Source organism: Arthrobacter sp. UYCo732 (assembly GCF_040547265.1).
GTDB lineage: Bacteria > Actinomycetota > Actinomycetes > Actinomycetales > Micrococcaceae > Arthrobacter.
This window is the reverse complement of sequence record NZ_JBEPPJ010000002.1, coordinates 315,709-327,826: the sequence shown is the minus strand read 5'-3', so window position 1 is coordinate 327,826 and position 12,118 is coordinate 315,709. Positions and strand designations below refer to the sequence as shown.

At 63.3% G+C, this 12,118-nt stretch carries 10 protein-coding genes, 33 tRNA genes, 1 other RNA gene and 1 pseudogene; 2 read left to right on the top strand and 43 right to left on the bottom strand.

Annotation, left to right across the window (positions count from 1 at the left end):
* Positions 1-17: 17 nt before the first annotated feature.
* The 5 genes and pseudogenes from ABIB45_RS05285 to ABIB45_RS05265 form a co-directional block, all read right to left on the bottom strand.
* Positions 18-266 (bottom strand): hypothetical protein, encoded by a 249-nt coding sequence (locus ABIB45_RS05285; protein ID WP_354214860.1) that lies wholly within the window; start codon positions 264-266, stop codon positions 18-20.
* Positions 257-793 carry a hypothetical protein gene (locus ABIB45_RS05280; RefSeq protein WP_354214859.1) on the bottom strand — a complete coding sequence of 179 codons (537 nt, stop codon included), beginning with the start codon at positions 791-793 and terminating at the stop codon, positions 257-259. Before ABIB45_RS05280 ends, ABIB45_RS05285 begins: the two co-directional genes overlap by 10 nt.
* Before the next feature lie 87 nt (positions 794-880).
* Positions 881-963 (bottom strand) — tRNA-Cys (locus ABIB45_RS05275).
* 35 nt (positions 964-998) lie between these two features.
* Positions 999-1,385: a transfer-messenger RNA gene (gene ssrA, locus ABIB45_RS05270) on the bottom strand.
* A 25-nt stretch (positions 1,386-1,410) separates the two neighbouring features.
* A pseudogene (locus ABIB45_RS05265) lies at positions 1,411-1,495 on the bottom strand.
* Positions 1,496-1,720: 225 nt separating this feature from the next.
* Between ABIB45_RS05265 and ABIB45_RS05260 the strand changes: the two are divergent.
* Positions 1,721-2,914, top strand: coding sequence for an MFS transporter (locus ABIB45_RS05260; RefSeq protein WP_354214858.1), 1,194 nt, complete (start codon positions 1,721-1,723; stop codon positions 2,912-2,914).
* 42 nt (positions 2,915-2,956) lie between these two features.
* Here the strand turns inward: ABIB45_RS05260 and ABIB45_RS05255 are convergent.
* From ABIB45_RS05255 to ABIB45_RS05205, 11 genes are all read right to left on the bottom strand, one after another.
* Positions 2,957-3,029: transfer RNA gene (locus ABIB45_RS05255), tRNA-Arg, on the bottom strand.
* Between the two features lie 26 nt (positions 3,030-3,055).
* A tRNA-Gly gene (locus tag ABIB45_RS05250) sits at positions 3,056-3,129 on the bottom strand.
* Positions 3,130-3,482: 353 nt separating this feature from the next.
* Positions 3,483-3,555, bottom strand: a tRNA-Phe gene (locus ABIB45_RS05245).
* Between the two features lie 249 nt (positions 3,556-3,804).
* A tRNA-Pro gene (locus ABIB45_RS05240) sits at positions 3,805-3,878 on the bottom strand.
* Positions 3,879-3,892: 14 nt separating this feature from the next.
* A tRNA-Leu gene (locus ABIB45_RS05235) sits at positions 3,893-3,995 on the bottom strand.
* A 75-nt stretch (positions 3,996-4,070) separates the two neighbouring features.
* A tRNA-Thr gene (locus ABIB45_RS05230) sits at positions 4,071-4,143 on the bottom strand.
* Between the two features lie 10 nt (positions 4,144-4,153).
* Positions 4,154-4,228 (bottom strand) — tRNA-Pro (locus ABIB45_RS05225).
* A 42-nt stretch (positions 4,229-4,270) separates the two neighbouring features.
* Positions 4,271-4,344 (bottom strand) — tRNA-Thr (locus ABIB45_RS05220).
* A gap of 78 nt (positions 4,345-4,422) precedes the next feature.
* Positions 4,423-4,495: transfer RNA gene (locus ABIB45_RS05215), tRNA-Val, on the bottom strand.
* Positions 4,496-4,606: 111 nt separating this feature from the next.
* A tRNA-Val gene (locus tag ABIB45_RS05210) sits at positions 4,607-4,680 on the bottom strand.
* 154 nt (positions 4,681-4,834) lie between these two features.
* Positions 4,835-4,908, bottom strand: a tRNA-Leu gene (locus ABIB45_RS05205).
* Between the two features lie 139 nt (positions 4,909-5,047).
* Here ABIB45_RS05205 and ABIB45_RS05200 point away from each other — a divergent pair.
* On the top strand, positions 5,048-5,362 hold the full coding sequence (locus ABIB45_RS05200) for a hypothetical protein (RefSeq protein WP_354214857.1): 315 nt from the start codon (positions 5,048-5,050) through the stop codon (positions 5,360-5,362).
* Positions 5,363-5,364: 2 nt separating this feature from the next.
* Here ABIB45_RS05200 and ABIB45_RS05195 read toward each other — a convergent pair.
* From ABIB45_RS05195 to ABIB45_RS05065, 27 genes are all read right to left on the bottom strand, one after another.
* Positions 5,365-5,437, bottom strand: a tRNA-Met gene (locus ABIB45_RS05195).
* Between the two features lie 13 nt (positions 5,438-5,450).
* Positions 5,451-5,524, bottom strand: a tRNA-Arg gene (locus tag ABIB45_RS05190).
* Positions 5,525-5,535: 11 nt separating this feature from the next.
* Positions 5,536-5,608, bottom strand: a tRNA-Glu gene (locus ABIB45_RS05185).
* 14 nt (positions 5,609-5,622) lie between these two features.
* Positions 5,623-5,695, bottom strand: a tRNA-Arg gene (locus tag ABIB45_RS05180).
* A 5-nt stretch (positions 5,696-5,700) separates the two neighbouring features.
* A tRNA-His gene (locus ABIB45_RS05175) sits at positions 5,701-5,776 on the bottom strand.
* Between the two features lie 84 nt (positions 5,777-5,860).
* Positions 5,861-5,932 (bottom strand) — tRNA-Thr (locus ABIB45_RS05170).
* 30 nt (positions 5,933-5,962) lie between these two features.
* Positions 5,963-6,036, bottom strand: a tRNA-Asp gene (locus tag ABIB45_RS05165).
* A gap of 42 nt (positions 6,037-6,078) precedes the next feature.
* Positions 6,079-6,153 (bottom strand) — tRNA-Gln (locus tag ABIB45_RS05160).
* Positions 6,154-6,199: 46 nt separating this feature from the next.
* Positions 6,200-6,272, bottom strand: a tRNA-Asn gene (locus tag ABIB45_RS05155).
* Between the two features lie 22 nt (positions 6,273-6,294).
* A tRNA-Ile gene (locus tag ABIB45_RS05150) sits at positions 6,295-6,368 on the bottom strand.
* Between the two features lie 177 nt (positions 6,369-6,545).
* Positions 6,546-6,620: transfer RNA gene (locus ABIB45_RS05145), tRNA-Lys, on the bottom strand.
* A gap of 29 nt (positions 6,621-6,649) precedes the next feature.
* Positions 6,650-6,723, bottom strand: a tRNA-Lys gene (locus ABIB45_RS05140).
* Positions 6,724-6,732: 9 nt separating this feature from the next.
* A complete protein-coding gene (locus tag ABIB45_RS05135; protein WP_354214856.1) occupies positions 6,733-7,260 on the bottom strand; it encodes an HAD domain-containing protein in 528 nt (175 codons plus the stop codon).
* Between the two features lie 111 nt (positions 7,261-7,371).
* Positions 7,372-7,444, bottom strand: a tRNA-Ala gene (locus tag ABIB45_RS05130).
* A 39-nt stretch (positions 7,445-7,483) separates the two neighbouring features.
* Positions 7,484-7,556, bottom strand: a tRNA-Ala gene (locus ABIB45_RS05125).
* Positions 7,557-7,639: 83 nt separating this feature from the next.
* A tRNA-Ser gene (locus ABIB45_RS05120) sits at positions 7,640-7,728 on the bottom strand.
* Positions 7,729-7,742: 14 nt separating this feature from the next.
* Positions 7,743-7,829: transfer RNA gene (locus ABIB45_RS05115), tRNA-Ser, on the bottom strand.
* A gap of 26 nt (positions 7,830-7,855) precedes the next feature.
* A tRNA-Leu gene (locus ABIB45_RS05110) sits at positions 7,856-7,939 on the bottom strand.
* Between the two features lie 177 nt (positions 7,940-8,116).
* Positions 8,117-8,200 (bottom strand) — tRNA-Leu (locus ABIB45_RS05105).
* 26 nt (positions 8,201-8,226) lie between these two features.
* Positions 8,227-8,301, bottom strand: a tRNA-Met gene (locus tag ABIB45_RS05100).
* Positions 8,302-8,303: 2 nt separating this feature from the next.
* Positions 8,304-8,385: transfer RNA gene (locus ABIB45_RS05095), tRNA-Tyr, on the bottom strand.
* Between the two features lie 191 nt (positions 8,386-8,576).
* A tRNA-Trp gene (locus ABIB45_RS05090) sits at positions 8,577-8,649 on the bottom strand.
* A 119-nt stretch (positions 8,650-8,768) separates the two neighbouring features.
* Complete coding sequence (locus tag ABIB45_RS05085) at positions 8,769-8,918, bottom strand: hypothetical protein (RefSeq protein WP_354214855.1); 150 nt, start codon at positions 8,916-8,918, stop codon at positions 8,769-8,771.
* Between the two features lie 483 nt (positions 8,919-9,401).
* Positions 9,402-9,902, bottom strand: coding sequence for an RDD family protein (locus ABIB45_RS05080; protein ID WP_354214854.1), 501 nt, complete (start codon positions 9,900-9,902; stop codon positions 9,402-9,404).
* Positions 9,903-9,999: 97 nt separating this feature from the next.
* A complete protein-coding gene (locus ABIB45_RS05075) occupies positions 10,000-10,488 on the bottom strand; it encodes an RDD family protein (protein ID WP_354214853.1) in 489 nt (162 codons plus the stop codon).
* 110 nt (positions 10,489-10,598) lie between these two features.
* The gene (locus ABIB45_RS05070) at positions 10,599-11,564 is read right to left on the bottom strand and encodes a hypothetical protein (RefSeq protein ID WP_354214852.1); all 966 of its coding nucleotides are present in this window, start codon (positions 11,562-11,564) and stop codon (positions 10,599-10,601) included.
* Positions 11,561-12,097, bottom strand: coding sequence for a hypothetical protein (locus ABIB45_RS05065; protein ID WP_354214851.1), 537 nt, complete (start codon positions 12,095-12,097; stop codon positions 11,561-11,563). The genes ABIB45_RS05070 and ABIB45_RS05065 overlap by 4 nt, the downstream gene beginning before the upstream one ends.
* Positions 12,098-12,118: the final 21 nt, after the last annotated feature.

Below are 12,118 nucleotides of genomic sequence, written 5' to 3'. Positions count from 1 at the left end.
GACCGAAGCCGGCGCCGCTAGTCCCGGAAAGAAGAGCCAATCACTTCACCCTGGAATGCCCGGGCGATTTCGTACGGCGTTGCGCCCTTCTGTTTCGCGAGCACGGTGAGGCCCTCTATGACGCCGTACGAGAGGCCCGCGACAAGCGCCTCCGCCGGGCCTGCGATCTGCGTGCCGCCGTAAAACGTGGTTGCCGCGTCAAGCAGGTGCGTCAGTACTCCCCGGAGGTCGAGTTCGGCCGGTATCGGGTCTACGCTCAGCACCACTGGACATCCCGTCCGCGGTCGACGGCGAAGTCCGCCAGTTCCCGCAGGGCGGCGAGCCGGTCCTCGGAATAGCCGACGCGGCGGCCCATTTGGACCATAGTGGCACCGCCCTCACTGGTAGTCGTGGTGACGGGGACACCTGCGTCGGCCGGGTTGATGGCCTCAGCGAGCAGGACCCTGCCCATGAAGTCCTCCGGCGTCGTTGAGCCTGCGAGGGACCCTTCGAACGGCGTGGACGGAAGACCCAGCAGCTCCAAGAGGTGCATGGCGTTGGCGTTGCTGACGTTCATCTCCGGGGAGGGGGCCGACTCGATGGCCAGAACGGACATCATCCCGTAGGCGCAGTAGTCCACGTCACCGCAGACGGCCAGGGCGCCGGTATAGCCGCGGGCATCGTATTCGGCCTGCAGGAACGTCCGGGCCTCGTCGTAGGTTTCGAAGCGGTGGTCTGTCACGCCGTTGTCGTGCCCGCAGGCGAAGGCGAAGCCAGTGATGGGGCTGAGCGCGGTGCTGAAGGTGATTGACATGGGAATCCTTCCGGATCTGCGTGCCGGAGGTTCCGACTCCTCCAATGTGTGCGGAACGGCAGGAAAGTCTTCCCGTGGATGGATCATTGGAGGCGCCGACCGGACTCGAACCGGCATGCCCGGAGGCACAGATTTGCAGTCTGCCGGCTTACCAATTCACCCACAGCGCCATGTAAAAGCCGGGGCGCCGCAAGGCACCCCGGCCGTGTGGAGGTGGCGAGTAGCGAGCTCGCGTCCATCCAATGCTTCCAAACTCTTCTACGGGTGTAGTCCACCTTGGTGCTTATCGACCCGTCCGGTTCATGGCGAACAACGAACCGTCCCGGTCTAGCTGCTGATACAGGTGGCGGCCCACAGCGCTGCCGTCATCCAGGTCTCCTTTGCTGATGCCTAAACCGCGGCCGAGAGCCAGTTGCCTGATGCGGTTTGAGACAGACCCCGTTTAGGTCTCCAGCCGACTAAGCGGCGAGAGCGAGATCAGAGCGAGTTGCGTTGGCATCTCTTGTTGCCCGGACTTTTGAAAGGATGACCGTGCGTTTCCTTACCCGCTTCTTTTCGGAAGGATCATTGAATGTCGAATCAATTCACCCCCTAGTAAGGCCGCCGAAGCAGCCTCGTGGGAACCGGTGGGCTCGAACCACCGACCAAGTCGACTAAAGGGCGCCCTCGTCGACCACGCTCTTCCACCTGAGCTAGGTCCCCCTCGCGGTGTCAGACGCCGAACAGGCCCTTCACCGCTATGTCCTTTTTGATAACCCAGCTTGGCCAACTGGGCTTCGTTCACGAGCCGCCATTCTCAGGGCGGTCGATCGGGCGGAAGCACCCGTGCCTGGCCCGTGTTCGGCGGGCTGACTTCTTTCATGTGTGCGGCGATGAAGAGAACGCTCACCGCCCCCGTCGGGCGCGGATCTACGCATGTTTCCCGGCATGAGAACGAACGTCTCCGGTCCCAGGAACGCCACCGCACGGCCAAACACTGCAGTGCTCCTGCGCTCGGCCTACCTCCCAGCGGCCTTGCTCACCGGGGCCGCGACGGCTGCCCTGCCGGCCATCATCGCCGTTTCGCTGGAGCACGGGGCCTCCCCCGCGGAAGCCGGCGTCGTCACGACAGCGATCGCGGCGGGGAACATGATCGCAACACTGCCCGGAGGCAGGGCCGTCGCCCGTTTCGGTGCCGGCCGCATGCTTCCCGTTTCGGGAGGGCTGATCGCCGCTGCACTGCTCGGGATTCTCCTCGCCCCTGGCCTGCCGCTGCTCATCGTGTCCATGCTCGCCTTGGGAGCCGGCTCCGGGGTGCACACCGTGGCACGGATCGCCGGACTCACCGACCAGCTCCACCCTGACCGGCGCGCGGAGGTCTTCTCCGTTCTGAGCGCCTGGCTGAGGGTCGGCATGGTGGCAGGGCCGCTGCTCGGCGCCGGTGCATACGCACTCACCGGCCAGGTTCACTCTCCTGTGGTGGCAGGTCTGGGGCTCGCCGTCATCGCTGCCGTTCTTCATGTTGCCGACCGGCAGACCGGGTCATCCGTCGACCAGAAGCCACGCAGGACCGCGCCAGGGCTGACAGGCAACAGGGGTGAGGTGCTGAGGGTCGGCGCTATTCACGCAGCCGTTACATCGCGGCGCCACATCAAGACGATTCTGGTGCCCCTGATCGCTCTCAGTATCGGCATGGACGTCGGTCAAGTGTCGCTCCTGACGGCGGTAGCGTCCGTCGTCGGGTTCGGCGGCATCTGGCTCGGCATCCGATTGGGGCGGATCCTGGGCCCGGTGCGCTGCGGGACGTTGTCCTGCGCCGGGATCTCAATCGGTCTTATCGCCATGATGCTGGTCAGCGGGCCGCTCTGGCTGAGCGCTGTCGCACTGGGCATCGAAGTGGCCACGGGACTGGGGGCAGGATTCCTGTCCCTCCTGGCTTCCCGGACGGCGCCTGCGGAGAACCGTGCTCCCATGATCGCGCTCTTCCAGTTGGTCTCGGAGGCCAGTGCCGTGATCGGCCCGGCGGCCGTGATGGGAGTCGTCGCTCTGTGGGCTCTTCCGGCGGGGGCGGCTGCGGGCGCGGTGATCGGTGTTGCCGGCACGTGCCTGCTGATCCGAGGACAGGCCCGGGACACAAGATAACTGGAGGTGTCGATGGAGCGCCAGCAGAACCAGTGCTTGCGGTGCCCCCGGCAAGATTCAAACTTGCGACCCGCGGATTAGAAAGCCGCCGCTCTATTCTCTGAGCTACGGGGGCGTGACGGCGCACCAGGGCGCCATGCGAGCGGGAGACGAGAGTCGAACTCGCGACATCCACTTTGGAAGAGTGGCGCTCTGACCAACTGAGCTACTCCCGCATTGGTACTTCGAGTCGGTGACGGGAATCGAACCCAGGCAGTTCCAGCGAAGCTGGATCTTCCTGTCCAGGCGCTCGGATGCCGGCTCGAACCGGAGGTCCGAGCGGCAGCCCGAGGCGCCTGACCGCAATGACAGACTGGCAGACTGTCGTGTTGCCATTTACACCACACCAACATTGCAGGGTTAGGGCCTTAGCGGGCCCGACACCTGCCCGGAATCTCGTTCCCGTGGACGACCGCATGCCCTGGTGGGTTTTCCCTCAGCGGTATTGGGTCGCCGTTTGTCCGCACCGGCGCAGCACGACCGCTGTCTCGACTCATAGCGGCATACAAGGAGGGAAGCTACTCCCCCGTGGTCACTCCCGGGTTCGAACCGGGGACCTTCCAGTTTTCAGCCGGACGCTCTACCAACTGAGCTAAGAGACCGTTCGACGGATGCGCAAATGGTTCCATTTGCGCAGCTTCTGCACCGTCATTGTCCGGAGGTGAGTCCGGCGTCGGGATGACAGGATTGAACACAGGCAGTCCGGCTTCGCCGGATGCCTGTTCGGACACTCGGATGCCGCCTCGAATTGAAGTTTCGAGGGCAGCCCGAGGCGTCCGACGGCGGCCACCTGGCCCCCAGCCAGGTGCGCTACCAAACTCGCTCGGACCATCCCGCCAATTTGTACTGCGTCGGGGTGACAGGATTTGAACCTGCGACCTCGTCGTCCCGAACGACGCGCGCTACCAAGCTGCGCTACACCCCGAATTTTTCACTGCGGCGCCGGTCACGGAGTCGAACCCAGGGATACCCTGCCCGGACTCTCATCCGGGGTGAACTCCTGCCTCCTACGGCAGGCGCGTTGCCATTTCGCCAACCAGCGTGAATCCTGTCCGGCTCCGGCCCGTTAGTTTGACGGGTATTCCGGGTGGGGTAACTACTCCCACGGACAGGTTCGAGCCCTTTGCCAGAATCGAACTGGCGACCTCTTCATTACGAGTGAAGCGCTCTGCCAACTGAGCTAAAAGGGCGGGTAAAACGTCGGGGTGACAGGATTTGAACCTGCGACTTCCTGCTCCCAAAGCAGGCGCTCTAGCCAAGCTGAGCTACACCCCGGTGCGCACTGATGGTCAACAGACCGGGACGTGCCGCCCCTTGAGCTTCCCGGCGGATTCGAACCGCCGACCCTTCGCTTACAAGGCGAACGCTCTGGCCATCTGAGCTAGGGAAGCACTAACACTGGATTTGTCCGGTGGGTCGACCGCTACATGGTCACAACGCTTCGGACGGCTGCAGTGCTTCAGCCTGAGTGCTTGCACAGGGACTTGAACCCCGGACAACCCGCATGTCGAGCGGGCGCTCTACCAACTGAGCTATACAAGCAAGCGAGAGAGGGTAGCCTGGCCGGGCCGCCCTCTCTCCGCCGTATCGTGGCGTTATCCCGTCCGTGATTTTGACGCCACCCTTGCGGGGGCCTTGGTTTACGGAATCCAGTGCCTGCACAGGGATTTGAACCCCGGGCCTCCCGCGTGTGAAACGGGCGCTCTGGCCAACTGAGCTATACAAGCGCTGACCTACGTTTCATCCCGCCGCCGTTGAACGGCCGGCCCGGTGGCGGGACTTGAACCACCAACCCCTTACGGGTCCTTCGGCTGCGCATAGGCCTACGCAGCGGCTTCCAACATCTTCAATGTGTGCGGAGACTCCATTGAGTCTCCCCAGTGCCCGCCCCCGGACTCGAACCGGGAACTCCTGCATTTTGAGTACAGCGCCTCTGCCAATTTGGCCAGTCGGGCCGGTTGTGATTTACAGTGGAAGGGAACTTTCGACAGGGGACTAAGGTTGATCAGCACCGTGGCGCGCTTTTGGAGAATGCCTGCTTTCCTGGCTGTGGCTTGCGCCCTTTTCACAGGATGCGCCGCCGGCGATCCTCCATTGCCGGACCCGCAGATCCCGGCTGCCGGGAAGGAGCGGGACGCATGGGTGGAGTGGGCTGTCCGGGTGAACAACGTGTTCTTGGAAACCTCCAGCATCGAATCCCTTACCACTGTCATCTGCCAGCTCCTCCCGGAACGCGATGACATGGATGCATTCCACAGGGAGCTCGCAAAAATCCGAGACGTGGAAAGACTTGAGGCCCCCGTCCTGGTCACGATCTCCACGTATGCCTATTGCCCGGAGTTCAAGCCGAAGCTCACGGAGGATAACTTCAAGGCCCCTGGCAAGAAAAGGATCGTCCTGGACCAATAGCGTGCCTGTAGCTGGATTCGAACCAGCGACATACGAATTATGATTTCGTCGCTCTACCATCTGAGCTATACAGGCGGGTCTTGCTGCGTGCGCCCAGAGAGACTCGAACTCCCGACCTCCGGTTCCGTAGACCGGCGCTCTATCCAACTGAGCTATGGGCGCGTGGTGCTGCGTACCCCCAACGGGATTCGAACCCGTGCTGCCGACGTGAAAGGCCGGTGTCCTGGGCCGCTAGACGATGGGGGCCAGGTAAACGTGCGTGCCCACGAGAGGAATCGAACCTCCGACCTCCTGCTCCGGAGGCAGGCGCTCTATCCACTGAGCTACGCGGGCGAACTTGGGGTGAGAGACGGGGCTCGAACCCGCGACCTCCTGGACCACAACCAGGCGCTCTGCCAACTGAGCTACACCCACCATGCGGCCATGACACCTAGTCTTCATGGCGAAAATCGCCAACTAGCCTTCGGTGCCACAGCGCGCGGCGCCGTCCGGCGCCCGAGCCCGATGCCGGAATCGATCCGGCGACCTCGTTCTTACCAAGAACGCGCTCTACCACTGAGCTAATCGGGCGGGGTACTGCATGAGGGGATCACTCCCCCGCGGAACCAACGGGACTCGAACCCGCGACCTCCGCCGTGACAGGGCGGCGCTCTAACCAGCTGAGCTATGACTCCAGAACGGGCTCTTACCGGACCACCGAGGTGGTGCTTGCTGAGCTGCGCCGCCTGGACTCGAACCAGGAACGACCCCGCTCCAGAGGCGGGTGGGTCTGCCAATTCCCCTACGGCGCACTGCGGGCTCTTACCGTTCACCCCGCGAGGGACGAGCTTGCTTTCGCTCCGACACCTGGGCTCGAACCAGGGACAATCGCCTTAACAGGGCGCCGCTCTGCCAGCTGAGCTATGCCGGATCAAAACGGGATTCACCCGTCGTGGCCATCCAGGGACTTGAACCCCGGGCCTCTTCGTTATCAGCGAAGCGCTCTAACCGTCTGAGCTAGATGGCCGTGAACGTCCAGCCGCCGATGCATCCGGGCAAGGTATGAGCCTGCCCGGCGCCGGCTGGGCGCCTCCGCATTTGCCCCATGCACAGGGGCGGGGAGCGGATCCCACATTTGTCGTGCAGCACGCTCTACCGGCGTTCTTCCAGGTACATCCCGCCTGGCGTTGCGTGCCGCACTTCGTGCCCCCACTCGGACTTGAACCGAGGACCCTTCGCTTAAGAGGCGAATGCTCTAAACCAACTGAGCTATAGGGGCGTCGCCGTCTTTCCGGCTGTCATCCTGCGTGCCCCCACTTGGACTCGAACCAAGGACATCCGAGGTAAAAGCTCGGAGCTCTGCGCAACTGAGCTATAGGGGCGGGGTGTTACTACGTTCCGATGAACGATTCGATCTCGGCCAGGTGGTCCCTCGTGAGGCCGTGTTCGGTCCGCGGGCAGATCACCAGCACTGGAATATCCAACGACTCCAGCCACGCCAGCGACTTGGCATCGAAGTTGATGTCGTCATCCATCCAGACGATTTTGTCGGGCCGGTTGCGGGCGACGTCCTCGCGGATTTTCGCCAGCTTCCACCAGTTCCAGTTGGCCAGGTCGTCCTCTTCAACGCCGGGGATCATCTCCCAGTCGGCGCCGTTGAGGCCGATCGTCGGTGCCAGCTGTTCCGGTGCGTCCTCTTCCCAAGCCGTCAGCCATTTGACGGTGAGGTCGGGATGAGCCGCGATCCGGTTCATCGCACTGACTGACTCTTCGGACCAGTACCCGGGAAACGATCCAGGGATCGTCACAGGATGCCATTGTCCGGTCCAGCCGGTCTGTTGGGCCGGCGCCGCGGTGAAGCGGTGGTCGGACCAGGCGACCCAGATGCCGTCCGCGTCGGAGTACAAAGCGATGTTCACCGTGTTCTCCTTCGCTGACGGGTGACCAATGCCGGGTGGCTGACGCTCGAATTTCCAGTGTCCTTCTTAGGGATCTTCTCCCTGGAATCGATGCGCTGCCCTTCCCAGCCGTGGAGCCACGGGGACTCGAACCCCGAACCCCCTGCTTGCAAAGCAGGTGCGCTACCAATTGCGCCATGGCCCCATTCAGACCGCGGTGCGGCCTTGGATCATTGCTGACCTGTGGAGACTAGGGGAATTGAACCCCTGACCTTCTGTATGCCATACAGATGCTCTACCAACTGAGCTAAGTCCCCGTAGCCGGCGGCCTTCACCACCGGTGTTGGTTGTTCTGTCCTGACCCATGTGTGCGGAGCGTTCGAGCTCTCTCACCACTGTGCGGAAGGCACGGGGTTCGAACCCGTAAGACGGTGTTACCCGTCCTAGCCGATCAGCAGTCGGCCTGCTCCCCAACTTCGCTTACCTTCCCTGTGTACTGCGCGCGGAGACCGGGAGAGTCGAACTCCCACGCGGTTTTACCCGCAGGCTGGTTTCGAAGCAGCTGCCGCCGCCAGTCGGCTGGGGCCTCCCTATGTACCGGGTCCAACCCGGCAAGTGCCCATCCCCGGACTTGAACCGGGACGTCCTTTCGGACACCAGCACCTCATGCTGGCGCGTCTGCCAATTTCGCCAGACGGGCGAGACACCGGGCGCCGTTCCGCGGGGTGTGCAGTGACTAGCTGCAGTCCACGTTCAGGCCTTTGTGGTCGAAGCCACCCGGCGGCGGGTATTTGTTTTTACATCGCCCAGGCATGCACCCGCCGGTCAAGACGTTGCGGTAATGCCTGGACTTGGGCCACCCTGCTCATGGCCACCGTGCCCATCCCCGGACTTGAACCGGGATGTCCTTGCGGACACCAGCTCCTGAGGCTGGCGCGTCTGCCAATTTCGCCAGACGGGCATGCCCGCCCTGACGGGCGGCCATCGTTGCAGAGGCGGGATTCGAACCCAGCGACCTCCGGGATATGAACCCGGCGAGCTACCGAACTGCTCTACTCTGCGAGTGGGAGATGTCGGATTCGAACCGACGAAGGCTGAGCCAGCGAATTTACAGTCCGCCCCCTTTGGCCACTTGGGTAATCTCCCGTGAATTCCCGGACCGGCCTTCAGGCATAAACCTTCGCGCCGGTCCGGGAACCGTTTATCACTTGATTTTGAGCGCGGAGAAATAGCACCACAGGATTTGGCTTTCCTGTAGCTTCTCCAGCTCTTACTTCACGTTCACTATGGAATTCTCAATGAGCAATGGCATCTCTTGCGAGTGCCTTTGTACTGCGCGGGGCGGACAGGGCTTGAACCTGCGACCTACGGTTTTGGAGACCGTTGCTCTACCAACTGAGCTACCTCCCCAGAGCCGGGAACTCCGGCCGGGTAGAGGCGGTCTGTCGTCCTCATCGGGACAAAAAGAGACCGCCTCGGGGTTGGACTTACCCGAAGCGGCCTCTGGTGGACGGTCATGCCGTCAAAACTTAGAGGAGACTTCGGTGCCTTGCGTGGTCATTCCGCTGCCAGGTGTTTCCATAGGCCTTCGGGGATTCCAACGCCGGCTTCGTCGTGGGCAGGACAAAGCCGAGGCGGCATGATGCTGCCGAGATGCTGAGCATGGATTTTGCGAGCATGGCTTGTCCTTTCCTGAACGATTTCGATGACCGGGGTGGCCTGCTTGTAAAACTCTAACTGAGAGACGGGGAATTTGTACACTCAAAAATCTCTCACGATTTTCCGGTTCAATTCTTCCGTCAGATTGAATGTGTGCGGCGAATCTAAATAGTGTCACCGCTTCAGCGAATTACTTTCACATTCAGCAAGTCAGCCGGACTCGAACCGGCCACCGGGAGCGTTTCGATCTCCCAGCCCTACCCCATGAGCTTATGACTCGATGGCCAGCGAGCCAGCCATCATGCACCACCGCAATGCCACCGTGATTGCCTGCGGTCCGGCCGGGTCTTGACTCCGGCATCCTTGGGCGAGATCCCTGCTCTACCTTTGAGCTACGATTCCGCAGGCCCGCACAGTGGCGCGGGATCCAACACGACTGATGTGTGCGGTGTGGCCAGTTTCGCTCACCGAACGCTTTGGCCTACCGCCGGCCTTGCTTCGTGTCAGTATCCAGTGGCGAGGGCGTCGACCGAGATGTGACGGTCGGTGATGCCAAAGGTACTGCCGCCGCACATGTGATAGACGAAAACGACCGGGAGGAGCAGGACGCGGAGCACCATCATCCAGCCTGAGCGCCAGAAGCCCGGCACGGCGCCGTTGTCGATCCTGAGGGTTCGGGTGCCGGCGATGCGTTGCCCCAGGGAGCGCCGGTAGCTGGCAGTGAGCCCGTACAGGAACGCCACCGCCGGCCACGCAGCCAGGGCGTTCAGTTCCCGTGCGAACGAGAAAGGGTCCGGGAACGCGGCGGCCAGAGCGATGTAGACGCCGAAGGTAGCTGCGAAGACAATTCCGGCGTCAACCGCCCAGGCGAATGCCACCTCGCGGTAGCGTGCCGGAGCGACAGTTCTGCCGTCGCCGAGTGGGACGACCTCCCAGATGGGTCCGCCAGACTCATCAGTCACTTCGGCGGGGTCTTCGGTTACTTCTTCTGGGCTGGTGGTCATCGGTGGTTCCGTTCGGTCGGGTAGGGGGTGGCAAGAGTAGGGCAGCGCTCTCGGGCTTGTTATCCCTATGCGGATGCCCGTGCGACGGGCCATTCTGTTAGGCGCGTCGCACCTGGGAAGACGGCCCTGCCGTTGCCCGGACGTCAATGGACAGGTGCCGGTCGCGGGGGCCTTCCATTGTGGGTGCGGTGCTCCCCAGGGCAACAATCACCAGGCCTGAAAATGCGAACGGGAGGAGCACGAGGCGGAGAACCATCATGTAGCCGGAGCGCCAGAAGCCAGGAACCTGTCCATTGTCCAGCCGCACTGTGCGGGTGCCGGCGGCTGCCTGACCGATCGAGCGTCGGTAACAGCACGCCAGACCGTAGACGAACGCCCCGGCCGGCCATACCGCTGCTGCGGCGAGGAGGGCTGTCAGCGGGTCACCCTTCAGCAGGGCTATGTAGGTGCCGAGCGAGAGGACCAGGATGAGTGACCAGTCCAGCAGCCACGCGGCGAAGATGTGCCGGTCTTTGGCTTTCATGACCACCATGCCGTTCTTCAGCGTGGTGAGTCGCATGTCGGTCGTTCCTGCTGAAGTGGTCATTGGTCCGTTTCTGGTCGTTCGGGCAGCGCTTTCATTCCTGTGCGCCGGCATGCTGTCGTGTCATGCCACTGTGTTCTCCCTTACCTATGCTCCGAAGCCGCTGACGGGGCCTATCCTGTCGTCCGCTTCGGCGGCTCGGGAACGTAGGGCGGGACAGGTTCTTTCCGCGTGTACGGCCAGGCCTGCCGGCGCGTCACGCGGGTGTTGAAGCGGACCTCTTCCTTTGTGTAGGAGTCCCACTGGATGGGCTCGCTGACCTGCCGCGCGATGCTGCCGTCCGCGGCGTATTCGATAAGGGCCGGCTTGCCGGTGGGCGAGTCGAGCAGGCTGCCGTTGTAGCGGTAGACCTCCTTGTAGACGGTCCCGTCATCGCGGTAACGGCGTTCGGAGGGGTCGCCGTAGTCGGAGTCCCAGCCCTTGTCCCCGTGGCGCCGGATCTCGGCGATAAGGTTGCCGGCCGGTCCGTAGTGGTGTTCGGACGGTGTCCCGTCGGGCAGGTCCTCGAGTTGGCCGAACGGTGCGCGCTGTTCGATCCGGGTCCCGTCGGCCCGGACTTCGACCCGGGCGGGGACGCGCGGGGCCGGGTCCTGGAGGATGCCCTGGGCGAAGTGGCCCGTCACGACAGTGCCCTCGGCGCTGGTCTTCACGGACGCCGGCTGGCCATCGGGTGAGTCCTGTCTGAAGAAGAAGGCCGTGTGGGGCCGGCGGTGGCCGCGCCGTATTTCGGTGCGGCCGGAGCTCCAGGTGAGCAGTTCGGAGGGCTTGTCGCCGGAGCCGTCGTGCACCACTCCGTCCGTGTAGAAGGTCGCGTGTGTGGCGCCCTCCGGATTCGTGGAGTACCGGATGATCGCCGGCGTGCCGTCCGGGGCGTCGTTAGGTTTTCCGTTCTTGAGTCGGACCTGCAGGACCAGGTTCCCGGCTTCGTCGAAGGTGTCGGTGTAGCCGGCGGCGGCCGAGCCGAGGGCGGGCATGTTGTTCCGTGGTTGCAGGGCTGCGGCCAGGGCGATGTCCGGCTCAGCGTGGGCGGCAGCGGCGAATTGGCCGCCGACAGGGATTCCGGCGGGCTGGCGGCTCATCGTTCCTTCCACCGGCGGTACTCTGCGTCGGAAGCGAAGCCGTCCGGGGACTGGCCCCTGCTGGCGATGGCGTCGCTGGCACCACCTTCCATGTCCAGGATGGTGTCCGAAATTTCCTTCGCAGCGTCCTCGGGCCCCGTCCAGCGCTCCGGGTGCAGGTCCCGAGGCTTGAAGTCGGGGTTGTAGTCGTTGTGAAGGGCGATCTGTGCTTTGCCGTCGGTAAATCCGACCGTGTAGGAAACGCCTTCATCCGCGCTGGGCTTGCGGGTGTAGATGTAGATGCCATCATCGTCGAGCTCGGATTCGAAGACCTGGTCGGTCCTGGCACCCGAGTACCAATCCTTGCCGCGGATGCGTCCCTTGAGGCTTGCGTCGATCTGTCCGGCGAGCTCGTCGGTCATCAGGACGGCGAACTGCTCTTTGGTGAGGGCCTCGGTCTGGAGTGCAACCGAGGGCTCAGCGTGGCTGGTTGGGGCGAACTGGCCCCCGGCCGGGACCCCTTTGGGTTGGCGTGCTGCGGTGTCTGTGGTCATGCCAAACATGTGTGCGGCGGT

Coding starts and splice junctions, on each gene's coding strand:
- ABIB45_RS05280 (WP_354214859.1), bottom strand. CDS start 793: ATGTCAATCACCTTCAGCACCGCGCTCAGCCCCATCACTGGCTTCGCC.
- ABIB45_RS05260 (WP_354214858.1), top strand. CDS start 1,721: ATGAGAACGAACGTCTCCGGTCCCAGGAACGCCACCGCACGGCCAAAC.
- ABIB45_RS05085 (WP_354214855.1), bottom strand. CDS start 8,918: ATGCTCGCAAAATCCATGCTCAGCATCTCGGCAGCATCATGCCGCCTC.
- ABIB45_RS05080 (WP_354214854.1), bottom strand. CDS start 9,902: ATGACCACCAGCCCAGAAGAAGTAACCGAAGACCCCGCCGAAGTGACT.
- ABIB45_RS05075 (WP_354214853.1), bottom strand. CDS start 10,488: ATGACCACTTCAGCAGGAACGACCGACATGCGACTCACCACGCTGAAG.
- ABIB45_RS05070 (WP_354214852.1), bottom strand. CDS start 11,564: ATGAGCCGCCAGCCCGCCGGAATCCCTGTCGGCGGCCAATTCGCCGCT.
- ABIB45_RS05065 (WP_354214851.1), bottom strand. CDS start 12,097: ATGACCACAGACACCGCAGCACGCCAACCCAAAGGGGTCCCGGCCGGG.